Source organism: Streptomyces sp. NPDC017991 (genome assembly GCF_044328075.1).
Taxonomy (GTDB): Bacteria; Actinomycetota; Actinomycetes; order Streptomycetales; family Streptomycetaceae; genus Streptomyces.
In genome coordinates this window covers 386,684-404,513 of the sequence record NZ_JBIRGP010000003.1, presented here as the reverse complement: position 1 = coordinate 404,513, position 17,830 = coordinate 386,684, and the positions used below count along the sequence as shown (strand labels likewise).

19 protein-coding genes are annotated in these 17,830 nt (G+C 71.3%); 11 read left to right on the top strand and 8 right to left on the bottom strand.

Annotated features, from left to right (window positions below):
* Positions 1–110 precede the first annotated feature (110 nt).
* On the bottom strand, positions 111–515 hold the full coding sequence (locus ACH4DZ_RS10305; protein WP_398286577.1) for a hypothetical protein: 405 nt from the start codon (positions 513–515) through the stop codon (positions 111–113).
* 52 nt (positions 516–567) lie between these two features.
* Between ACH4DZ_RS10305 and ACH4DZ_RS10300 the strand changes: the two genes are divergently transcribed.
* Positions 568–1,299, top strand: coding sequence for a uridine kinase (locus ACH4DZ_RS10300; RefSeq protein WP_398286576.1), 732 nt, complete (start codon positions 568–570; stop codon positions 1,297–1,299).
* A 270-nt stretch (positions 1,300–1,569) separates the two neighbouring features.
* On the opposite strand, the gene ACH4DZ_RS10295 is transcribed toward ACH4DZ_RS10300, so the two are convergent.
* A complete protein-coding gene (locus ACH4DZ_RS10295) occupies positions 1,570–2,367 on the bottom strand; it encodes a SigE family RNA polymerase sigma factor (protein WP_398286575.1) in 798 nt (265 codons plus the stop codon).
* 321 nt (positions 2,368–2,688) lie between these two features.
* Here ACH4DZ_RS10295 and afsQ1 point away from each other — a divergent pair, with 321 nt between their 5' ends.
* From afsQ1 to ACH4DZ_RS10270, 5 genes are all read left to right on the top strand, one after another.
* Complete coding sequence (afsQ1, locus tag ACH4DZ_RS10290) at positions 2,689–3,366, top strand: two-component system response regulator AfsQ1 (protein ID WP_099505496.1); 678 nt, start codon at positions 2,689–2,691, stop codon at positions 3,364–3,366.
* Between the two features lie 50 nt (positions 3,367–3,416).
* Complete coding sequence (locus ACH4DZ_RS10285; RefSeq protein WP_398287062.1) at positions 3,417–4,958, top strand: ATP-binding protein; 1,542 nt, start codon at positions 3,417–3,419, stop codon at positions 4,956–4,958.
* Positions 4,958–5,647, top strand: a complete 690-nt coding sequence (locus tag ACH4DZ_RS10280) for a hypothetical protein (protein WP_398286574.1) — start codon at positions 4,958–4,960, stop codon at positions 5,645–5,647. Before ACH4DZ_RS10285 ends, ACH4DZ_RS10280 begins: the two co-directional genes overlap by 1 nt.
* Before the next feature lie 146 nt (positions 5,648–5,793).
* Entirely contained in the window at positions 5,794–6,360 is a 567-nt protein-coding gene (locus tag ACH4DZ_RS10275; RefSeq protein WP_398286573.1) for a VanZ family protein, read from the top strand.
* A gap of 101 nt (positions 6,361–6,461) precedes the next feature.
* Entirely contained in the window at positions 6,462–6,665 is a 204-nt protein-coding gene (locus ACH4DZ_RS10270) for a PspC domain-containing protein (RefSeq protein WP_107020361.1), read from the top strand.
* Positions 6,666–6,823: 158 nt separating this feature from the next.
* On the opposite strand, the gene ACH4DZ_RS10265 is transcribed toward ACH4DZ_RS10270, so the two are convergent.
* Together ACH4DZ_RS10265 and ACH4DZ_RS10260 are read right to left on the bottom strand one after the other, a co-directional pair.
* Positions 6,824–7,174: an ATP-binding protein gene (locus ACH4DZ_RS10265; protein WP_398286572.1), complete on the bottom strand. Its 351-nt coding sequence runs from the start codon at positions 7,172–7,174 to the stop codon at positions 6,824–6,826.
* A 125-nt stretch (positions 7,175–7,299) separates the two neighbouring features.
* Positions 7,300–8,454: an adenosine deaminase gene (locus ACH4DZ_RS10260; protein WP_398286571.1), complete on the bottom strand. Its 1,155-nt coding sequence runs from the start codon at positions 8,452–8,454 to the stop codon at positions 7,300–7,302.
* A gap of 113 nt (positions 8,455–8,567) precedes the next feature.
* Between ACH4DZ_RS10260 and ACH4DZ_RS10255 the strand changes: the two genes are divergently transcribed.
* The gene (locus ACH4DZ_RS10255) at positions 8,568–9,329 is read left to right on the top strand and encodes a dienelactone hydrolase family protein (protein ID WP_398286570.1); all 762 of its coding nucleotides are present in this window, start codon (positions 8,568–8,570) and stop codon (positions 9,327–9,329) included.
* A 148-nt stretch (positions 9,330–9,477) separates the two neighbouring features.
* On the opposite strand, the gene ACH4DZ_RS10250 is transcribed toward ACH4DZ_RS10255, so the two are convergent.
* Positions 9,478–9,951: a hypothetical protein gene (locus ACH4DZ_RS10250; protein ID WP_398286569.1), complete on the bottom strand. Its 474-nt coding sequence runs from the start codon at positions 9,949–9,951 to the stop codon at positions 9,478–9,480.
* 401 nt (positions 9,952–10,352) lie between these two features.
* On the opposite strand from ACH4DZ_RS10250, the gene ACH4DZ_RS10245 reads away from it, so the two are divergent.
* Positions 10,353–11,330, top strand: coding sequence for a helix-turn-helix domain-containing protein (locus ACH4DZ_RS10245; RefSeq protein WP_398286567.1), 978 nt, complete (start codon positions 10,353–10,355; stop codon positions 11,328–11,330).
* Positions 11,331–11,403: 73 nt separating this feature from the next.
* Here ACH4DZ_RS10245 and ACH4DZ_RS10240 read toward each other — a convergent pair whose 3' ends face one another.
* On the bottom strand, positions 11,404–12,357 hold the full coding sequence (locus tag ACH4DZ_RS10240; RefSeq protein ID WP_398286566.1) for a LysR family transcriptional regulator: 954 nt from the start codon (positions 12,355–12,357) through the stop codon (positions 11,404–11,406).
* Between the two features lie 62 nt (positions 12,358–12,419).
* Between ACH4DZ_RS10240 and ACH4DZ_RS10235 the strand changes: the two genes are divergently transcribed.
* Together ACH4DZ_RS10235 and ACH4DZ_RS10230 are read left to right on the top strand one after the other, a co-directional pair.
* On the top strand, positions 12,420–13,730 hold the full coding sequence (locus tag ACH4DZ_RS10235; RefSeq protein WP_398286565.1) for an MFS transporter: 1,311 nt from the start codon (positions 12,420–12,422) through the stop codon (positions 13,728–13,730).
* Between the two features lie 187 nt (positions 13,731–13,917).
* The gene (locus ACH4DZ_RS10230; RefSeq protein WP_398286564.1) at positions 13,918–14,940 is read left to right on the top strand and encodes a sigma-70 family RNA polymerase sigma factor; all 1,023 of its coding nucleotides are present in this window, start codon (positions 13,918–13,920) and stop codon (positions 14,938–14,940) included.
* Here the strand turns inward: ACH4DZ_RS10230 and ACH4DZ_RS10225 are convergent.
* On the bottom strand, positions 14,824–15,210 hold the full coding sequence (locus ACH4DZ_RS10225) for an STAS domain-containing protein (RefSeq protein ID WP_398286563.1): 387 nt from the start codon (positions 15,208–15,210) through the stop codon (positions 14,824–14,826). The two genes, ACH4DZ_RS10230 and ACH4DZ_RS10225, sit on opposite strands and share 117 nt — an antisense overlap.
* Before the next feature lie 287 nt (positions 15,211–15,497).
* On the opposite strand from ACH4DZ_RS10225, the gene ACH4DZ_RS10220 reads away from it, so the two are divergent.
* Positions 15,498–16,418 (top strand): AEC family transporter, encoded by a 921-nt coding sequence (locus ACH4DZ_RS10220; protein ID WP_398286562.1) that lies wholly within the window; start codon positions 15,498–15,500, stop codon positions 16,416–16,418.
* A 126-nt stretch (positions 16,419–16,544) separates the two neighbouring features.
* Here the strand turns inward: ACH4DZ_RS10220 and ACH4DZ_RS10215 are convergent, their stop codons facing one another.
* On the bottom strand, positions 16,545–17,822 hold the full coding sequence (locus ACH4DZ_RS10215) for a thymidine phosphorylase (protein ID WP_398286561.1): 1,278 nt from the start codon (positions 17,820–17,822) through the stop codon (positions 16,545–16,547).
* Between the last annotated feature and the right edge of the window lie 8 nt (positions 17,823–17,830).

The following is a 17,830-nucleotide window of genomic DNA, read 5'->3' as shown; positions in this document are numbered from 1 at the left end:
CCCACCGGGCCGGCGTTCGGCCCACCTGAGCGGGAGAGCCGCGCATCCCCACCGTCCGGGGGAGGCGCGGCTCTCTCTCGCCCGCTCCTGGGCTCCTGGGCGCTCGCGGTTCAGGCGCCCAGCAGCGTCGTTACCTGGCCCAGCACCGGGACGCTGCCCAGCGACTGGGCCTGGGCGACCGGCGCCGTCAGCATGGTCGTCGCCATCGGCGGGAAGTCGGCGATCTGCGTGCCGAGCCCGTTGTCGAGCGGGTCGACGCCCGTGCCCGCCAGCGGGTTGGGCTTCAGCCCCGCGACCGGCCCCGTCACGTATCCGACCGTCCCCGTCAGGGCCTGGAGCCCGGACTGCGGGTCGATGGTGCCCAGCGAGGTCGGGCGCGTACGGATCACGTCCACCACGGGATCGGTGTCAGCGACCGCCGAGGTCGCACCGGCGCCGACCGCGATCCCCGCGGTGGTGAGGGCCAGCAACGCGCGCCGGGCGGTCGGGTTCTGAAGGGCCGAGTGTCGTGCCATCGCTGCTGCCACCTTCTGCTGCGCAAAGTAATCAGGTCGACACGTAGGGTAGTTGAAGTGTGACGTGCGCTCCAAAGGCGACCCGCGGGCTCGGCCGGGAGCGCGTGATGCCGCACACTGGTGTCTCGTGAGTTCCCCTCTCCCGAATTCCCTGGAAACCGCGCGTGTCGTGCTGCTGTGCGGCCCCTCCGGCTCCGGCAAGTCCCTTCTCGCGGCCCGCTCCGGCCTTCCGGTGCTGCGGCTCGACGACTTCTACAAAGAGGGTCACGACCCGACGCTGCCGCGGGTGGCGGGGAGTTCGGACATCGACTGGGACCACCCGCTGTCCTGGGACGCGGACGCGGCCGTCGCGGCGATCGCGGAGCTGTGCGGGACGGGGCGTACGAGCGTTCCCGCGTACGACATCTCGCTGAGCGCGCGTACGGGTGCCGAGACCGTCGACTTCGAGGGGACCCCGGTCTTCATCGCCGAGGGCATCTTCGCGGCGGAGATAGTGGAGCGGTGCCGGGAGGCGGGGCTGCTGGCCGACGCCCTGTGTCTCAGCCGGGGGGCCGTGACCACGTTCCGGCGGCGGTTCCTGCGGGATCTTCGCGAGGGCCGCAAGTCCGTGCCGTTCCTGCTTCGGCGGGGGTGGCGGCTGATGCGGGACGAGCGGTCGATCGTGTCCCGGCAGACCGCGCTCGGCGCGTACGCGTGTGATCGCGACGAGGCGCTGGCGCGGCTGGCCGCGGCGTCCCGCTCCGCGGCGGAGGTCGTGGGTGACGTGCGGGTGAGTGGGGGCTGAGCTCGCGCAGTTCCCCGCGCCCCTTGAAGGCAAAGGCAAAAGACTGCGCCGTTCCCCGCGCCCCTGACGGCAAAAAGCAGCGGGGCCGGTTGGGCCCCCCGGCCCCTCCGGTCCCGCTGCTTCCGGTGCTCCCCCGTGGTCCCCCCGGACCCCGTTGGTTCCCCCCGGTGTTGCTCCCCCGAGCCGTTCGTCACCTCCCCCGAAGTGACGAACTTTCCCCGTGCTGTCCGACGCCTCCCCCCGGAGTGACGGACATTCCCCCCACAGCCTTCAGGCGACGAGCTCCCCGAAGGACTCCTCCTCGTCACGGCCGAAGCTGAGGACGTCGTCCTCACGCAGCCGGCGGAGCGACCGCCAGATGCTGGACTTCACCGTGCCGACACTGATGTCGAGGATCTCCGCGATCTCCGGGTCCGTACGGCCCTCGTAGTAACGAAGGACCAGCATGGTGCGCTGGAGTTCGGGGAGCCGGGCGAGCGCCTGCCACAGGACCGCGCGCAGCTCCGTGCCGCGCATCGCGTCCGTGTCGCCGGCCGTCTCCGGCAGCTCCTCGGTCGGGTATTCGTTCAGCTTGCGGCGACGCCACGCGCTGATGTGCAGATTGGTCATCGTGCGGCGGAGGTAGCCCCCGACCGCGGCCTTGTCACTGATGCGGTCCCACGCCCGGTACGTCGAGAAGAGGGCGCTCTGCAGCAGGTCCTCGGCCTCGAAACGGTCACCGGTCAGGTGGTAGGCGGTCGCGTACAGGGAGGCGCGGCGCTCCTGGACGTAGGCGGTGAACTCCGCCTCCGACACCGAGTGCCGCTCCCCCGTGGCCTCCCCGTACGCCGCCCCCGTACCCCCGTGGGCAGCCCCCGTGCCGCTTCCCCCGGTGTGCGCGTCAACCACCGTCATGTACGACCCGGTGTGCTGACGCCCGGTGCCGCGAGCGCACCCCCGCCCTCCCCCGCGCTCGACCACGCTCACGCGGGCGGGACCCCCATCGGCACCGGCCTTCTCGGTGCTCCTCGTGACGTCGTGGAGCCGCGTGACAACTGCGCCAGTGTTGGTGCTGTGCAGCGTGTTCATCTCGCGCCCCCCGTCGTGGAGTTCCGGTTCTCCGGTACTTCGCCTGCTGCGCCGCCGACTGTGTTGCCGACTTCGCTGTGGTGCCTCCGTGCTTGTGACCAGAAGCTTGCCGGGGCGACTTCATGACGGTGTCCCCCGACTGTCACAGACCTGTCACAGGCCCCGCGTCCCCGATATTCCACAGACCGATCACAGAGAAGCGTCGTACGGCTACTCATCCGGCACACTCGGCACGCCTCGGCCACCCACTCGTACGCGGGACATGTGTGGGAGCGCTCCAACAGTCGATACCCGCCCACGTCATGGGACAGAATGACGTCCGTGCCTTCCCTGTTGCTGATCGAGGACGACGACGCCATCCGGACGGCCCTGGAGCTCTCGCTGACGCGCCAGGGACACCGGGTGGCCACCGCTGCCACCGGCGAGGACGGACTGAAGCTGTTGCGCGAGCAACGGCCCGATCTGATCGTCCTCGACGTGATGCTGCCAGGCATCGACGGATTCGAGGTGTGCCGCCGCATCCGGCGGACGGACCAGTTGCCGATCATCCTGCTGACCGCGCGCAGCGACGACATCGACGTCGTGGTCGGGCTGGAGTCCGGCGCCGACGACTACGTGGTCAAACCCGTGCAGGGGCGGGTGCTGGACGCCCGGATCCGGGCCGTGCTGCGCCGCGGCGAGCGCGAGGCGAACGACTCGGCGACCTTCGGTTCGCTGGTGATCGACCGCGCCGCGATGACCGTGACGAAGAACGGCGAGGACCTGCAGCTGACGCCCACCGAGCTGCGGCTGCTGCTGGAGCTGAGCCGGCGCCCCGGTCAGGCCCTGTCCCGGCAGCAGCTGCTGCGGCTGGTGTGGGAGCACGACTACCTCGGCGACTCACGGCTCGTCGACGCGTGTGTGCAGCGGCTGCGCGCGAAGGTGGAGGACGTGCCGTCCTCGCCGACCCTGATCCGTACCGTGCGCGGCGTCGGCTACCGGCTGGACAATCCTCAGTGACCAAACCGCAGGACAAGCTCCGTGGCTGGGCGGCGGCCCGTCGGACGGTCATGGCGGGGCTGCGCTTCACCAGTCTTCGGCTGCGCCTGGTCGTGGTGTTCGGGCTGGTCGCGCTGACCGCCGCCGTGTCGGCGTCCGGGATCGCGTACTGGCTCAACCGCGAGGCCGTGCTCACCCGTACGCAGGACGCGGTGCTCGGCGACTTCCAGCAGGCGATGCAGACCCGCGCCAGCACGCTGCGGCAGCACCCCACGCAGGGGGAACTGCAGCGCGCCGCCGGGCAGATGGCGAACAGCAGCCAGCGCTTCAGCGTCCTGCTGATCGCCGAGGACGAGAACGGCACGGCCGTCCGCGGCAACTCCGACCTGGACACCTTCACGCTGGAGGACGTACCGCAGTCCCTCCAGAAGGCGGTGAACAAGGAACAGAAGATCTCCTCGCGCAACAAGTACGCGTACCACCTGTACTGGCAGCGGACCGTGCAGGGCGACAAGCCGTATCTGGTGGGCGGTACCAGGGTGATCGGCGGCGGGCCGACCGGGTACATGCTCAAGTCGCTGGAGCCGGAGGCCAAGGACCTCAACTCCCTCGCCTGGTCGCTGGGGATCGCGACCGGGCTCGCGCTGATCGGCTCGGCGCTGCTCGCTCAGGCCGCCGCGACGACCGTGCTGAAGCCGGTGCACCGGCTGGGGACCGCCGCCCGACGGCTCGGCGAGGGCAAGCTCGACACCCGGCTGCGGGTGTCCGGCACGGACGAACTCGCCGATCTGTCACGGACGTTCAACCGCACGGCGGAGGCGCTGGAGAAACGCGTCGCGGACATGAGCGCCCGCGACGAGGCGTCCCGGCGGTTCGTGGCCGACATGTCGCACGAACTGCGGACACCGCTGACCGCGATCACCGCGGTGACCGAGGTGCTGGAGGAGGAGCTGGACGCCGAGACCGGCAGCGTCGACCCGATGATCGAGCCCGCCGTACGGCTCGTCGTCAGCGAGACCCGGCGGCTGAACAACCTCGTGGAGAACCTGATGGAGGTCACCCGCTTCGACGCGGGCACCGCCCGGCTCGTCTCCGACACCGTCGACATCGCCGACCAGATCACCGCGTGCATCGACGCGCGCGCCTGGCTGGACGCGGTGGAACTGGACGCCCCGCGCGGCATCATGGCGCACATCGACCCGCGCCGCCTGGACGTCATCCTGGCGAACCTCATCGGCAACGCCCTCAAGCACGGCGGTTCCCCGGTGCGCGTGTGCGTGCGCGCGGAGGGCGCCGACCTGGTCATCGAGGTGCAGGACCACGGTCCCGGCATCCCCGAGGACGTCCTGCCGCACGTCTTCGACCGCTTCTACAAGGCGAGCGCCTCCCGGCCGCGCTCCGAGGGCAGCGGCCTCGGCCTGTCCATCGCCCTGGAGAACGCCCACATCCACGGCGGCGAGATCACCGCCGCGAACTCGCCCAAGGGCGGCGCGGTCTTCACCCTGCGCCTGCCGCTCGACTCCTCCGAGCCGAAGGACCCCGAGGACCACGGGGATCCCGGGGCCGAGGACGGCCACCGGGCCGACGCCGACCGCACCGAGGGGGGCGTGTGATGCCCGTACGACAGGACACGCGGGGCACACAGGGCATACGCGCCCCGCGTGCGCCGCGTGGGACACGAGCACTGCGGGCGGTCCGTGCGGTCCGTCCGGCGCTCGCCGTGCCGCTGCTGGCCCTGGCTCTGGCGCTGGCCGGGTGCGGGATCCGGGCGACGGAGGTGCCGACCGACTTCGGGCCCGCGCCCTCCCGGGTGCCGTGCGCGCTGACCGGCCCCGACATCGGTACGCAGTCCTCGCGCGGCATCCTCGTGCAGGTGTTCCTCGTCTGCTCCTCCCAGCTCGCGCCGGTCGACCGGACCGTACGCATCGAGGCGGGTCCCGCGGAGACCGACCGGGTACGCGCCGCGCAGGCCCTCCTCGACGAGCTCTCCGAGTCCCCGTCGGACGCGGAGAAGCAGGCGAACTACTCGACGACCGTGCCGAAGGGCCTCACCGTGGCCGGCCCGCAGCGCACCGACCCGGGCGACGCGCTCCGGCTGAGCACGGCCCCCGCGGAGCTGACCCCGTACGCGCTGGCGCAGATCATCTGCACCTTCAGCGACTCGGAGGCCGCCTCCGACGACGGCACGGTGACCCTGGGCGGCCCCGGCACCGACGCCTCGCGCCGCTACGAGTGCACGGAGGCCGTGCGTACGCGGCCGGGCACGGAGACCCCGCCCTCGACGCGGACCGACGGGGCCTGAGCCCCTCCGGCTCCGCGGGCGGACGCCTCGCGGAGGTGTCCTGAAGCGGTCGGCCGAAGCCCGTCTGTGGCGCACGCCTCACCTGTGCGGGCCAAGCGCCGCCGTCACACGGAACCGATCCTGCCGGTGGCCGCGTCCTTGGGGTCGTGCAGCGTCAAGGCTCGAACGGCGGAACCGCCGTGAACCGCGTCCGTGCGACGGGAGGTCTCCTCCTCGTCGCACATCTCGCGCTTGTCGCCTGGGTCACGCTGCGGCCCCTGGACGTGCCCTGGGTGAGCGCCGCGAACCTGCGTCCGTTCGCGGGCATCAGGGCCGATCTGGCGATGGGCCCCGAGGCGGCGGCCCGCGCCATCGGCCAGGGACTGCTGCTGCTCGCCCCGCTCGGGGTGCTGCTGCCCCTCGCGGGCGGCCGGCTCGCCGTCTCCCCGCTGCTGTCTCTGATGCGGACGGTCGCCGCGGGCGCGCTGCTGTCGATGGGCATCGAGCTTCTGCAGACCGGGGTGCCCGGCCAGGTCGTCGACGTCGACTCGCTGCTGCTGAACACCGTGGGTGTGGCGCTGGCCCATCTCGCGGTCGTACCCGCCGCCCGGTCCGCGCTGCGCCGCCGGGCCCTGCTGCGTCGCCGGGTCGCCGCACTGCGCCGCAGGGACGCGGTGGAGGAGTCGGCTCAGGGTCTGACCCCGACGATTTCCAGGGTCGGTATCGCTCCGTAGAGTGACGCCCGTGACTCTTCGTGTCCGTACCGTGGATGTCAGACGGGGCGACCGCACAGGAAGCCCCGGATCCGTCCGACGACGCTCACGAAGGAGTCGCAATGAACCGCCTTGCCCGCCCGACCGACGGCCGGATGATCGGCGGAGTGTGCGCCGCGCTGGCTCGGCGCTTCGGCACCTCCGCGACCACGATGCGGGTGATCTTCCTGGTCTCCTGCCTGCTGCCCGGCCCTCAGTTCCTTCTCTACATAGCCCTGTGGATCCTCTTCCCCGCAGAGGGCAAGGCGACCCGCACGGCCTGGTGACGCGTACGGCCCGGTGACACGCACGGCCTGGTGACACTCACGGCCTGCTGCCGCGTACGCGAGAACGCCGATGGGGCGCACCCGAGCGGGGGTGCGCCCCATCGGCGCGTACGAGGACGGGGGCCCGGTTCCGACGACGGGGCCCGGCGGGATGCCGCTCAGCCCAGCGGGATGCCGTTGACCGGCGTGCCGTGCGTGGGCAGGCCCTCGATGGGCAGTCCGCCGAGCAGACCGGCGACGGGCGCGGCGGGACCCTCGGCGAGGAGGTTCGCGATGGCCGGCTGGGCGGCGGCGACACCGCTGCTGAGAGCGTTCGTGCCCTGGGTGAGGGACTCACCCGCGCCGGGCAGGGACTTGGCGAGCCCGTCCACCGGAAGCGAGCCGGCGGCGTTGCCGAGCGCCGGGGTCTCCGGGAGCGCGGGGGCGGCGTTGGCGGCACCGGCGCCGGCGACGGCGAAGGCGGCACCGAGAGCGGCGACACCGAGGGTCTTGGCAGCAGACTGCTTCATCTTCGTCCTTGCATGCTGTGACGGGGATTCGAGCGGTCCGAAACGGTAATCACGTGCGAGCGCGCCCCGCAAACATCGAAAAGCGGCCGAGTCGCCATCACCCGGCCGCTTCCGATCCTCCGACTTCAGCCCTCTTCGCGCACAGAACCGCTGGTGGAGGCGGTCTGCGCGAACAGCCATTCGGACTTCAGCTCGGCATAACCGGGCTTGACGACGTCATTGATCATGGCCAGTCGTTCATCGAAAGGAATGAATGCTGATTTCATCGCATTGACTGTGAACCACTGCATGTCGTCGAGCGAATAACCGAAAGCGTCGACCAGATGCTCGAATTCGCGGCTCATGCTGGTGCCGGACATCAGACGGTTGTCGGTGTTCACGGTCGCCCGGAAGTGCAGCCGCCGGAGCAGCCCGATGGGGTGCTCGGCGTACGAGTCGGCGGCGCCCGTCTGGAGGTTGGAACTGGGGCACAGCTCCAGCGGCACCCGCTTGTCGCGTACGTACGAGGCGAGGCGGCCCAGTTCCACCGTGCCGTCCTCCTGCACCTGGATGTCGTCGATGATGCGCACGCCGTGACCCAGCCGGTCGGCGCCGCACCACTGGAGGGCCTGCCAGATGGAGGGGAGCCCGAAGGCCTCGCCCGCGTGGATCGTGAAGTGGTTGTTCTCCCGCTTCAGATACTCGAAGGCGTCGAGGTGACGGGTGGGCGGGAAGCCTGCCTCGGCTCCGGCGATGTCGAAGCCGACGACGCCCAGGTCCCGGTAGCTGTTGGCCAGTTCGGCGATCTCCAGGGCACGGGCCGCGTGCCGCATGGCGGTGAGCAGGGCGCCGACGCGGATGCGGTGGCCGTTCTCGCGGGCCAGCCGCTCGCCCTGCCGGAAGCCCTCGTTGACGGCCTCGACGACCTCTTCGAGGGTGAGCCCGGCTTCGAGGTGCTGCTCGGGCGCGTACCGCACCTCGGCGTAGACGACGCCGTCCTCGGCGAGGTCCTCGGCGCACTCGGCCGCGACGCGGACCAGCGCCTCGCGGGTCTGCATGACGGCGCAGGTGTGCGCGAAGGTCTCCAGGTACCGCTCCAGCGAGCCGGAGTCGGCGGCTTCGCGGAACCAGATGCCGAGCTTGTCGGCGTCCGTCTCCGGCAGGCCCGTATAGCCCGCGTCACGGGCGAGGTCGACGATCGTCCCGGGGCGCAGGCCGCCGTCCAGGTGATCGTGCAGCAGGACCTTCGGCGCCCGGCGGATCTGCTCCGAGCTCGGGGTGTTCTTGGTCTGGCTCGTCATTTCCGCACTCTAACGCCTACGCGCGTAGATATCTCCTCGCGCGGATCCGTCGATATGTAACGGTGACCGTGCGGACGGATGGCGTACACCCTTACTTCTGACACTGTTTTGTCATGGCACAGCAAGCGACGCCGGTTCGCACGGCACGGCTGGGGCGGGCGCTCGGCACCGAGCCGACGGCGGTGAGCGGCGTGGTGCTGCTGCTGCCGGGCGGCGACGAGACCTCTACCCGCAGACCTTCACCGATGCTGGCGGCGGCGTCCGTCAGGGCGTTGGGCCGCCGACTCGCCCGCGCGGGACACACGGAGGGGCTGGCGGTGCACGTGGTGCACTACCGGTTCCGCGGCTGGAACGGGAGCGAGGCGCATCCGGCGCAGGACGCCGCGTGGGCCGCGGACGAGGTCGTACGGCGGTACGGGGACGTGCCCGTCTGCCTGGTCGGGGTGGACATGGGCGGGCGGGCCGCCCTGCACGCCGGAGGCCACACCGCCGTCAACTCCGTGCTGGCGCTGTCCCCCTGGCTGCCCGAGGAGGATGTCGCGGCGCCGCCCGAACCGGTGAAGCAGCTCGCGGGGCGGCGGGTGCTGATCGTGCACGGCACCAACGACCAGCGGACGGACCCCGAGTTGTCGTTCCGGCTCGCGGCGCGGGCCAAGAAGGCGAACCGGGACATCTGCCGGTTCGAGGTGCACTCGGCCCGGCACGCGCTGCACGCGTTTCGGGACGAAGTGCACGCGCTCGCGGAGGACTTCGTGATGGGGGCGCTGTTCGGACGGGCGTTCTCGCGGCCCGTGGAGGACGCGCTCGCGGCCCCGCCGCCGCTGGGCCTGCGGATGCCACTCGCGTCCGGCTTCGGACGGTCGCTCCGGCGTTAGCCGGCGGGGGTGTTGGTCGGCGAGGGTGTTGGTCGGCGGGGGCTTTGCGCGGAGCGGGTCCGCCGCGACCGGCCCCGGGAGAGCGGCCCGGGGACGACCCGCTGATCGTCCCCGGGCCGGGCTCGCGGTACCGAGGACGACCCCGGGGTCAGGGGCGCCAGCCGTCGGGGATGCGGCCCTGCCGCACCTGCGTGGTGCCGCTGCACGTCCCGGTGTCGGGGTCGCCCCAGATCTTGATGGCGTCGACGTCGTTCGCCCAGGTGCCGCCGTTGGGGTGGGCGTAGTCGCCGAGGTTGATGGCGGTGTTGCGCGGGACGCAGAGATACGCGTCCGGAGACATGTCCCGGTCGATCAGCCAGACGGAGTCGTCGTTACGGGTGTTGACGGCCGCGTCCGCGGTGTCCCTTCCACCGAGGGTGGCCTGGTAGTAGGTGTCCTGGTAGTAGCTGGCGATGCTGCCGTTCTGGTAGGAGCCGTCGTACAGACACACGCGCGGGTAGGAACAGCCGTGCATGCTGACGGCGGAGGCGGGCGAGGCGCTCATGGTCACGGCGCCGGTGGCGAGGGCGGCCACGGCGAGGGCGGAGGCGCCCAGGCGGGTACGTATCGTGCGGAGGGTCATGCGTGTCCCTTCAATTCGATGAGCCGCGAAATCGGCGGAACGAACGACAGCGGAATTCTTCCTTCAGCCGGCACGCACCTCTTTGGCGGGCATTACTGCTCCACCCGTCCATCGACAGGAATGACGGCTTCGCCCTGGACCTTAGAACCGTCGCGGGCTTTGGACTTTGTCATTCATGCAGGGAACTGTGTCAGTGGCGCACAGACCGGAATTGATGCCGCATCAGGTGGAGGACCTGCGCGTATGCCTGCCGAAGCCGTTGCGCGGAGCCGTTGCGCGGAATTGACGAATCCTGCCAAACTGACGTCGGGAACCGTCCGCGTGGAGGGGTGTCTTGTGGGGGAACGGCCCGAGGTGTTGTCCGGCCGGCTTTACGACCGATACCGATGGCGGCTCGCCTCATGAGCCCGGTTCTGGACACCGCGTTCATGCCGCCGCAGGACCGTGAGGAAGTGGTTCGGCACGCGGTGTGGGAATCCGTGGTGGCGGTCGATATCGACCATCCCGTCCCGGCGGAGGACATCTCCGTTCGCATAGGGCTCGGCACCGTCGGGCCGCTCAGGATCTGTTCGGCGCGGGCGACCGCGGTCACTGTCCGTCGGACGGAGCGGCTGGCCCGGGAGGACGAGGAACCGCTCGTCTTCCTCGGTCTGCAGATGACGGGCACCAGCCTGGTGGTGCAGAACGGCCGCCAATGCCTGCTCGGGCCGGGAGACTTCGCCGTGTACGAATCGGTCGCCCCCTACACACTTCTCTTCGACGAGGGAGTCGACCACCACTTCTTCCGTCTCCCCCGCGCGGCACTCGCGCTTCCCGAGCGGCTGTTACGGGACGTCACCGCGGTCACCCTGGGATCCGACAATCCCGTGGCGCGCCTGGCCTCCACCTATTTCTCCCAACTGGCCGTCAGCGACGCGTTGCGCCAGGGCGTGCACGCCGACGCCGTCGTGGAACCCAGCATCGAACTGCTCCGTGCCGTCCTGACGACCCAGCACGGTGATTCCAGCCGCGCCCGAGAGCCGCTGGAGGCGACGCTCAGCCTGCGGATCACGCACTTCATCCGGGCGCACCTGGCCGATCCCGGTCTGTCGGCGGCACGGATCGCCGCCGCACACGGGATCTCCGTGCGTCATCTCTACGCCGTGCTGTCCCGGTCGGGCATCAGCCTCGGAGACTGGATCCGTGCGCACCGCCTGGCCGAATGCAGGCGGGAGCTGGCCGGCCCGCACGGCCGGCAGCGGACCATCGCCGCGATAGGGCGCAGCTGGGGCTTCGTGGACGCGACCCACTTCAGCAAGGTGTTCAAGCAGGCATACGGAATCTCGCCTCGGGCCTGGCGCGACCGGAGCGGCCGCAGCAACCCACGTCCCTCCGACTGAGGGTCCGCGCGCGAACGGTCCACGAGGGCCGGCCCTGGACGCCGCGCCGCGACCGGGTGCGGAGCCCTGCCCGTCACTCCGGCAGCAGGTTGCCCCTTCTCGACAGCAGGAACTTCTTGAAGGCCGCCACCGGTGGGGTGTCCGGGTGACCGTCCAGCCAGGCGACGCCGATCTCCCGGGCCGCCCGGGGGGCCGTGACCGTCAGTTCCACCACTCCTGGGCGGGGGACGGCCGGCGGGGGCAGGAGGGCCACTCCCAGGCCCGCCGCCACCAGGCCTCGCAGCGTCTCGGCCTCCTCGCCCTCGAAGGCGACCCGGGGACGGAAGCCCGCCTGCCGGCAGAGGTCGTCCGTGATGCGGCGCAGGCCGTAGCCGGGTTCCAGGGTGACGAAGGCCTCGTCGGCGGCCTCGGCGAGGCGGATGCGGCGGCGCGAGGCCAGCCGGTGGTCGGCCGGGACCACCAGGCGGAGCTTCTGCTCGTCCAGGCGGCGGCCGACCAGGTCGGGGGCGTCCGGGACGGGGGAGGTGAGGCAGAGGTCGAGTTCGCCGGAGCGCAGGCGCTCGATCATCGCCTCGCCGTAGTTCTGGACGAGGCTGAAGCGGACGCGGGGGTGGTCGAAGCGGAAGGCCCGGATCAGGGCAGGCACCGTCTCGGAGCCCATGGTGTGCAGGAAGCCGAAGGCGACCTTGCCGGTGGTGGGGTCGGCGTCGGCCCGTACCTCGTCGGCGGCCCGCTCGATCTCGGCGAGCGCCCGTTCGACGGAGCCGAGGAACGTACGGCCTGCCGGTGTGAGGGAGACCGTGCGGCCCCGGCGGGCGAAGAGGTCCACTCCCAGGTCCTGTTCGAGGCGGACCATCGCCCGGGACAGTGTCGACTGCGGGACCTGCATCTCCTGGGCGGCCCGCGTCACGTGCTCGGTGCGGGCGACGCCGGCGAAGTACGCCAGGCGCGGGGCGAGCACGGCGACGATGTCTTCTGTGTCACCGGACGGTGACAGGCGACCCTCTGACCTCTGCTGATGCATCACAGGAACGATTATGGCGATTCCATGCATTGGACGGATGACGGGGAGGACTTTAGGTTCGAAGCATGCCTTCCGCCAGTACCGGGGCGTCCACCCGCGTGGTCGCCCCCTCCGCCGCCGTCACTCCCATCGAAGCCGCCGTCCCCTCCGAAGTGGTCTCCGTCGACACCCGGCTGACCCCGGGCGGGCCCGGCTACCGCCGGATGAGCTTCGCCCTGTTCCTCGCCGGGGTCGCGACCTTCGCGCTCCTCTACTCCACGCAGGCCCTACTCCCCCTGATCTCGCACGACTTCGGGGTCACGGCGAGCACCGCGAGCTGGACGGTGTCGGCGGCGACCGGCGCACTGGCCCTGTTCGTCCTGCCGCTGAGCGCGCTCTCCGAGCGGTTCGGGCGGCGTACGTTGATGACGGCGTCGCTCGCGGTCGCGGTGACCGTCGGGCTGCTCGTGCCCTTCGCGCCCTCGGTCGGCTGGCTGGTCGCGCTGCGGGCCGTCCAGGGCGCGGCGCTGGCCGGGCTGCCGGCCTCGGCGACGGCGTACCTGGCGGAGGAAGTACGACCGAAGGCGCTCATCACGGCCATCGGCCTGTTCGTCGCGGGCAACAGCGTCGGCGGGATGAGCGGCCGGGTCATCACCGGCTGGGTCGCGCAGGAATGGGGCTGGCGGGTCGCCGTCGCGGTGATCGGCGTGATCGCGGTGGGCTGCGCGGTGGCCTTCCGGCTGCTGCTGCCCGCGCCCAGGCACTTCAAGGCCGGTTCGCTGCGCCCCGCGGCGCTGGTCGGCACGGTCCGTGATCACCTCGCGAACCCGCTGCTGCGCAGGCTCTACGCGATCGGCGCGCTGTTCATGACGGTGTTCGGCGCCGTCTACACGGTGATCGGCTACCGCCTCACCGACGCCCCGTTCTCCCTTCCGCAGGGCCTCATCGGCTCGATCTTCCTGGTCTACCTGGTCGGTACGGTCTCGGCGTCGACCGCCGGAAAGCTGGTGGGCCGGCTCGGCAGGCGCGGCGCGCTGTATCTCGCGGGCGCCACGACGACCGCGGGGCTGCTGGTGTCGCTGGCCGACTCGCTGCCGTTCGTGCTGCTCGGTCTTGTGCTGATCACGGCCGGGTTCTTCGCCGGGCACGCGGTGGCGTCCTCCTCCGTCAGCCACACGGCGAAGGAGGGCCGCGCCCAGGCCTCGGCGCTGTACCAGTCCGCCTACTACCTGGGCTCCAGCGCGGGCGGCACGCTCGGCGCGGTCGCCTACCACTCCGGCGGCTGGGCCGGGACGGTCGCGCTCGGCCTGCTGGCGGTGGTCGGGGTCGTGGGGATCACGGTGCTCGGGTCGCACGCGGCCCGGACGCGGCGGCGGCTGGTGGCCGTGCAGCACTGACACACCCGGGGCTCACCGGGGGCAACCGGCGGACAGGTGGGTGCAGGTCAGGACAGTTACTGTCCTGACCTGCACCTTTTCCGTCTCGGGGGGCCATTGTCAGTGGGCTGCGGTAGCTTCCGGAGTGCTGGTACCGCAATGGGGCGGTGCTCGCACGGCGGACAAGGCCACAGGGGTGGGTTGGCTTATGAGCGACGGTACGGCGACGGTGGAAGACCTCGATGTCCGGCTGGAGAAGCACCGGGTCGAGCTGACGGGGTACTGCTACCGGATGCTCGGCTCGTCCTTCGAGGCCGAGGACGCGGTCCAGGACACGCTGGTGCGCGCCTGGCGCAGCTACGACAAGTTCGAGGGCCGCTCCTCGATGCGTTCGTGGCTGTACCGGATCGCGACGAACGTCTGCCTGGACATGCTGACCGCCGGCAACAAACGGGCCCGGCCCATGGATCTGACGGACTCGACACCCCTCGCGCAGGCCGCCCTGACGCCTCGCGCGGACAACACCTGGCTGGAGCCGATGCCGGACGCGCGCGTGCTGCCGACGGTCACCGACCCGGCCGAGGCCGCCGTGGCCAAGGAATCGGTGCGCCTCGCCTTCATGGCCGCCCTGCAGCAGCTGCCGCCCAAGCAGCGGGCGGTGCTCATCCTGCGTGAGGTCCTGGCGTGGAAGGCGAGCGAGGTGGCCGAGCTGCTCGGCACCACGGTCGCCTCCGTGAACAGCGCGCTGCAGCGGGCGCGGGCGACGCTCTCGGAGAGCGGGAGCGGGAGTGCCGCGTCGCGGGCCGCCACGTCCGATCCGCTCGACGAGGAGCAGCAGAAGCTGCTCGACCGCTATGTGGCCGCCTTCGAGGGGTACGACATGGCGGCGCTGACGGCCCTCCTGCACGAGGACGCCATCATGACGATGCCGCCGTTCGACCTGTGGCTGACCGGTCCCTCGGACATCACGGGCTTCATGACGACGCTCGGCGCGCCCTGCGCGGACTCCCACCTGGTCCCGGTCGCGGTGAACGGACTGCCGGGCTTCGCCCAGTACAAGCCGGATCCCGAGACGGGCGGTCACACGGCGTGGGCCGTGCAGGTCCTGGAGATCTCAGAGGGGCGGATCACCGGGTTCCACTGCTTCCTCGACACGCAGCGGTGGTTCCCGCTGTTCGGGCTGCCGCTCCAGCTCGAAGGGCAGGGCGACGAGGGCGAGCAGCGCCCGTAGGGCGGGGTCGGGGGCGCGCAGTCTGAGGCGGCCTCCGGCGCGGCGGGCCGCGAGCTGCATCCTTGCCAGGGCGTCGACGGTCGTCAGGCCTGGTGGGCCCAGGTCCGTGACATCGCAGACGACGACGGCGGCTGTGGTGTGCTGCAACCGTGTGCGCACGGCTTCGCAGAGCCTCGGCACGTCGTCCTTGGTGACGGGGCCGGGCAGTACGAGTACGGGGGGTGTCGTGGCGTCCACGTGCGGTAGACCGGGCGGGGGCGCGGAACTCATCGCTGAGCGGGGTGACCTGCGGTCGGCTGGGGTGTTTGTGCGGTGCGGGTGCGTGGGGGCTGGGTGCGCCGTTCCCCGCGCCCCTGACGGGGCGCAGCCCCGGCTGAAGGGGCGCGGGGAACTGCGCGGACGGGGGCGAGGGGGCGGAGCCCCCATGCGGTGACGGGAAGCTCGTGGACGGGGGGAGGCTCTCCCGGCCCTAGGGTTGGGTGTATGGCCCATGAATCACCGCCCTTCACACCCCGGATACCCGGGCTCCGCCGGCCCCCGGGCTCGCGGGAGGTCCCGTGCAAGGGGTGCTGAACGGATTCGCGGTCATCGCCGTGGTCATCGGGGTCGGGTATCTGATCGGGCGGCGGGGGTATCTCGGCGACAACGGGCGGGAGGTGCTGACCAAGCTCGCGTTCCATGTCGCCACGCCCGCCCTGCTCTTCACCACCCTCGCTCGGGCCGACCTGTCGGTGATCCTGTCGAACCGGCTGCTGGTGACGGCGGTCAGCACGTTCGCGGTGGCCGGGGTCTTCGTCGCGGTCGGTGCCGTACGCCGCTGGGGCGTGGGCCGTACGACGATCGGCGCGCTCTGCTCCAGTTACGTCAACGCGGGCAATCTCGGGATCCCGATCGCCGTGTACGTCCTCGGTGACGCCTCCCTCGTCGCACCGGTCCTGCTGTTCCAGCAGATCGTGATGACGCCGGTCGCGCTGACGGTCCTCGACCTGTCGGGCGCGGGCGAGAAGCAGCCTGTGTGGCGGCGGGTGACCGTTCCCTTCCGTAACCCCATAGCCATCGGCTCGCTGTCCGGGGTGGCCGTCTCGGCGACCGGGCTGACCGTCCCGGGGCCCGTCATGGATCCGCTGACCCTGATCGGCAACATGTCCGTACCGGCCGTGCTGCTCGCCTTCGGGATCTCCCTGTGCGGCAGCACGATGCCGGGGCGTGGGGCGGACCGGGCGCCCGTGCTGCTCTCCGTCGCCCTGAAGTCGGTGGGTCAGCCGCTGACGGCCTGGGCCCTGGCGGCGGGTGTCTTCGGCCTGCGGGGCGAACCCCTGCTCGACGTGGTGGTCACCTCGGCTCTGCCGGCCGCCCAGAACCTCTTCACGTACGCCTCGCGCTACCGCGTCGGCGAGGTCCTGGCCCGCGAGTCGATCCTGCTGTCCACGATGCTGGCGGTACCGGTGCTGGTGGTGGTCGCGGCGTTGCTGGGGTGAGGTCCTGTCGTCAGCCAGCCCGTGGAAAAGCCGAACGGGACCGGTGGTCGCCCACCGGTCCCGTTCAGCGATCCCGTTCAGCGATCCCGTTCACGCGCACCAGGGCGTCGCAGGTCAGGTGATGTCTCAGGCGATGCGTTCCAAGACCACCGGTGCCGCCGTGAACGCCGTGCCGGGGGCGGCCACGTCGTACGAACCCGTCACCGCCTCCAGCGCGTACTCGAAGCGCTCGGGCGTGTCCGTGTGGAGGGTGAGGAGCGGCTGGCCCTCGGTCACCGTGTCGCCCGGCTTGGCGTGGAGTTCGACGCCCGCGGCGGCCTGCACCGGGTCCTCCTTGCGGGCGCGGCCCGCGCCCAGGCGCCAGGCGGCGACGCCGATGTCGTACGCGTCGAGGCGGGTCAGTACGCCCGAGGACGAGGCCCTGACGACGTGCTGTTCGCGGGAGGTGGGGAGCGGGGCGTCCGGGTCGCCGCCCTGGGCGGAGATCATGCGGCGCCACGCGTCCATCGCCGAGCCGTCGGCCAGCGCCTTCGCCGGGTCGGCGTCCTTGATGCCCGCCGCGTCCAGCATCTCGCGGGCCAGCGCGAGGGTCAGCTCGACGACGTCGGCCGGGCCGCCGCCCGCCAGGACCTCGACGGACTCGCGGACTTCGAGGGCGTTGCCGGCGGTCAGCCCGAGCGGAGTGGACATGTCGGTCAGGAGCGCGACCGTCCGTACGCCGTGGTCCGTACCGAGGCCGACCATCGTGGAGGCCAGCTCGCGGGCGTCCTCGATCGTCTTCATGAAGGCGCCGGTGCCGACCTTCACGTCCAGGACGAGCGAGCCCGTACCCTCCGCGATCTTCTTCGACATGATCGAGGAGGCGATCAGCGGGATCGCCTCGACCGTGCCCGTCACGTCACGCAGGGCGTAGAGCTTCTTGTCCGCCGGGGCCAGGCCGTCGCCCGCCGCGCAGATCACCGCGCCGACCGAGTCGAGCACGGAGAGCATCTCGTCGTTCGAGAGCGCGGCGCGCCAGCCCGGGATCGACTCCAGCTTGTCGAGCGTGCCGCCGGTGTGGCCGAGGCCGCGGCCGGACAGCTGCGGGACGGCCGCGCCGCAGGCCGCCACGAGCGGGGCCAGCGGGAGCGTGATCTTGTCGCCGACGCCGCCCGTCGAGTGCTTGTCGGCCGTCGGGCGGGACAGGGACGAGAAGTCCATGCGCTCGCCGGAGGCGATCATCGCCGCCGTCCAGGTGGAGATCTCCCGGCGGTTCATGCCGTTGAGCAGGATCGCCATGTTGAGGGCGGCCATCTGGTAGTCGGCCACGTCACCGCGTGTGTACGCGTCGATGACCCAGTCGATCTGCTCGTCGCTGAACTCGCCGCGGTCCCGCTTGGTGCGGATGACGGAGATGGCGTCCATGGCTGTGG

Coding starts and splice junctions, on each gene's coding strand:
- ACH4DZ_RS10305 (WP_398286577.1), bottom strand. CDS start 515: ATGGCACGACACTCGGCCCTTCAGAACCCGACCGCCCGGCGCGCGTTG.
- ACH4DZ_RS10295 (WP_398286575.1), bottom strand. CDS start 2,367: ATGAACACGCTGCACAGCACCAACACTGGCGCAGTTGTCACGCGGCTC.
- ACH4DZ_RS10285 (WP_398287062.1), top strand. CDS start 3,417: ATGGCGGGGCTGCGCTTCACCAGTCTTCGGCTGCGCCTGGTCGTGGTG.
- ACH4DZ_RS10280 (WP_398286574.1), top strand. CDS start 4,958: ATGCCCGTACGACAGGACACGCGGGGCACACAGGGCATACGCGCCCCG.
- ACH4DZ_RS10270 (WP_107020361.1), top strand. CDS start 6,462: ATGAACCGCCTTGCCCGCCCGACCGACGGCCGGATGATCGGCGGAGTG.
- ACH4DZ_RS10265 (WP_398286572.1), bottom strand. CDS start 7,174: ATGAAGCAGTCTGCTGCCAAGACCCTCGGTGTCGCCGCTCTCGGTGCC.
- ACH4DZ_RS10260 (WP_398286571.1), bottom strand. CDS start 8,454: ATGACGAGCCAGACCAAGAACACCCCGAGCTCGGAGCAGATCCGCCGG.
- ACH4DZ_RS10255 (WP_398286570.1), top strand. CDS start 8,568: ATGGCACAGCAAGCGACGCCGGTTCGCACGGCACGGCTGGGGCGGGCG.
- ACH4DZ_RS10250 (WP_398286569.1), bottom strand. CDS start 9,951: ATGACCCTCCGCACGATACGTACCCGCCTGGGCGCCTCCGCCCTCGCC.
- ACH4DZ_RS10245 (WP_398286567.1), top strand. CDS start 10,353: ATGAGCCCGGTTCTGGACACCGCGTTCATGCCGCCGCAGGACCGTGAG.
- ACH4DZ_RS10235 (WP_398286565.1), top strand. CDS start 12,420: ATGCCTTCCGCCAGTACCGGGGCGTCCACCCGCGTGGTCGCCCCCTCC.
- ACH4DZ_RS10230 (WP_398286564.1), top strand. CDS start 13,918: ATGAGCGACGGTACGGCGACGGTGGAAGACCTCGATGTCCGGCTGGAG.
- ACH4DZ_RS10225 (WP_398286563.1), bottom strand. CDS start 15,210: ATGAGTTCCGCGCCCCCGCCCGGTCTACCGCACGTGGACGCCACGACA.
- ACH4DZ_RS10215 (WP_398286561.1), bottom strand. CDS start 17,822: ATGGACGCCATCTCCGTCATCCGCACCAAGCGGGACCGCGGCGAGTTC.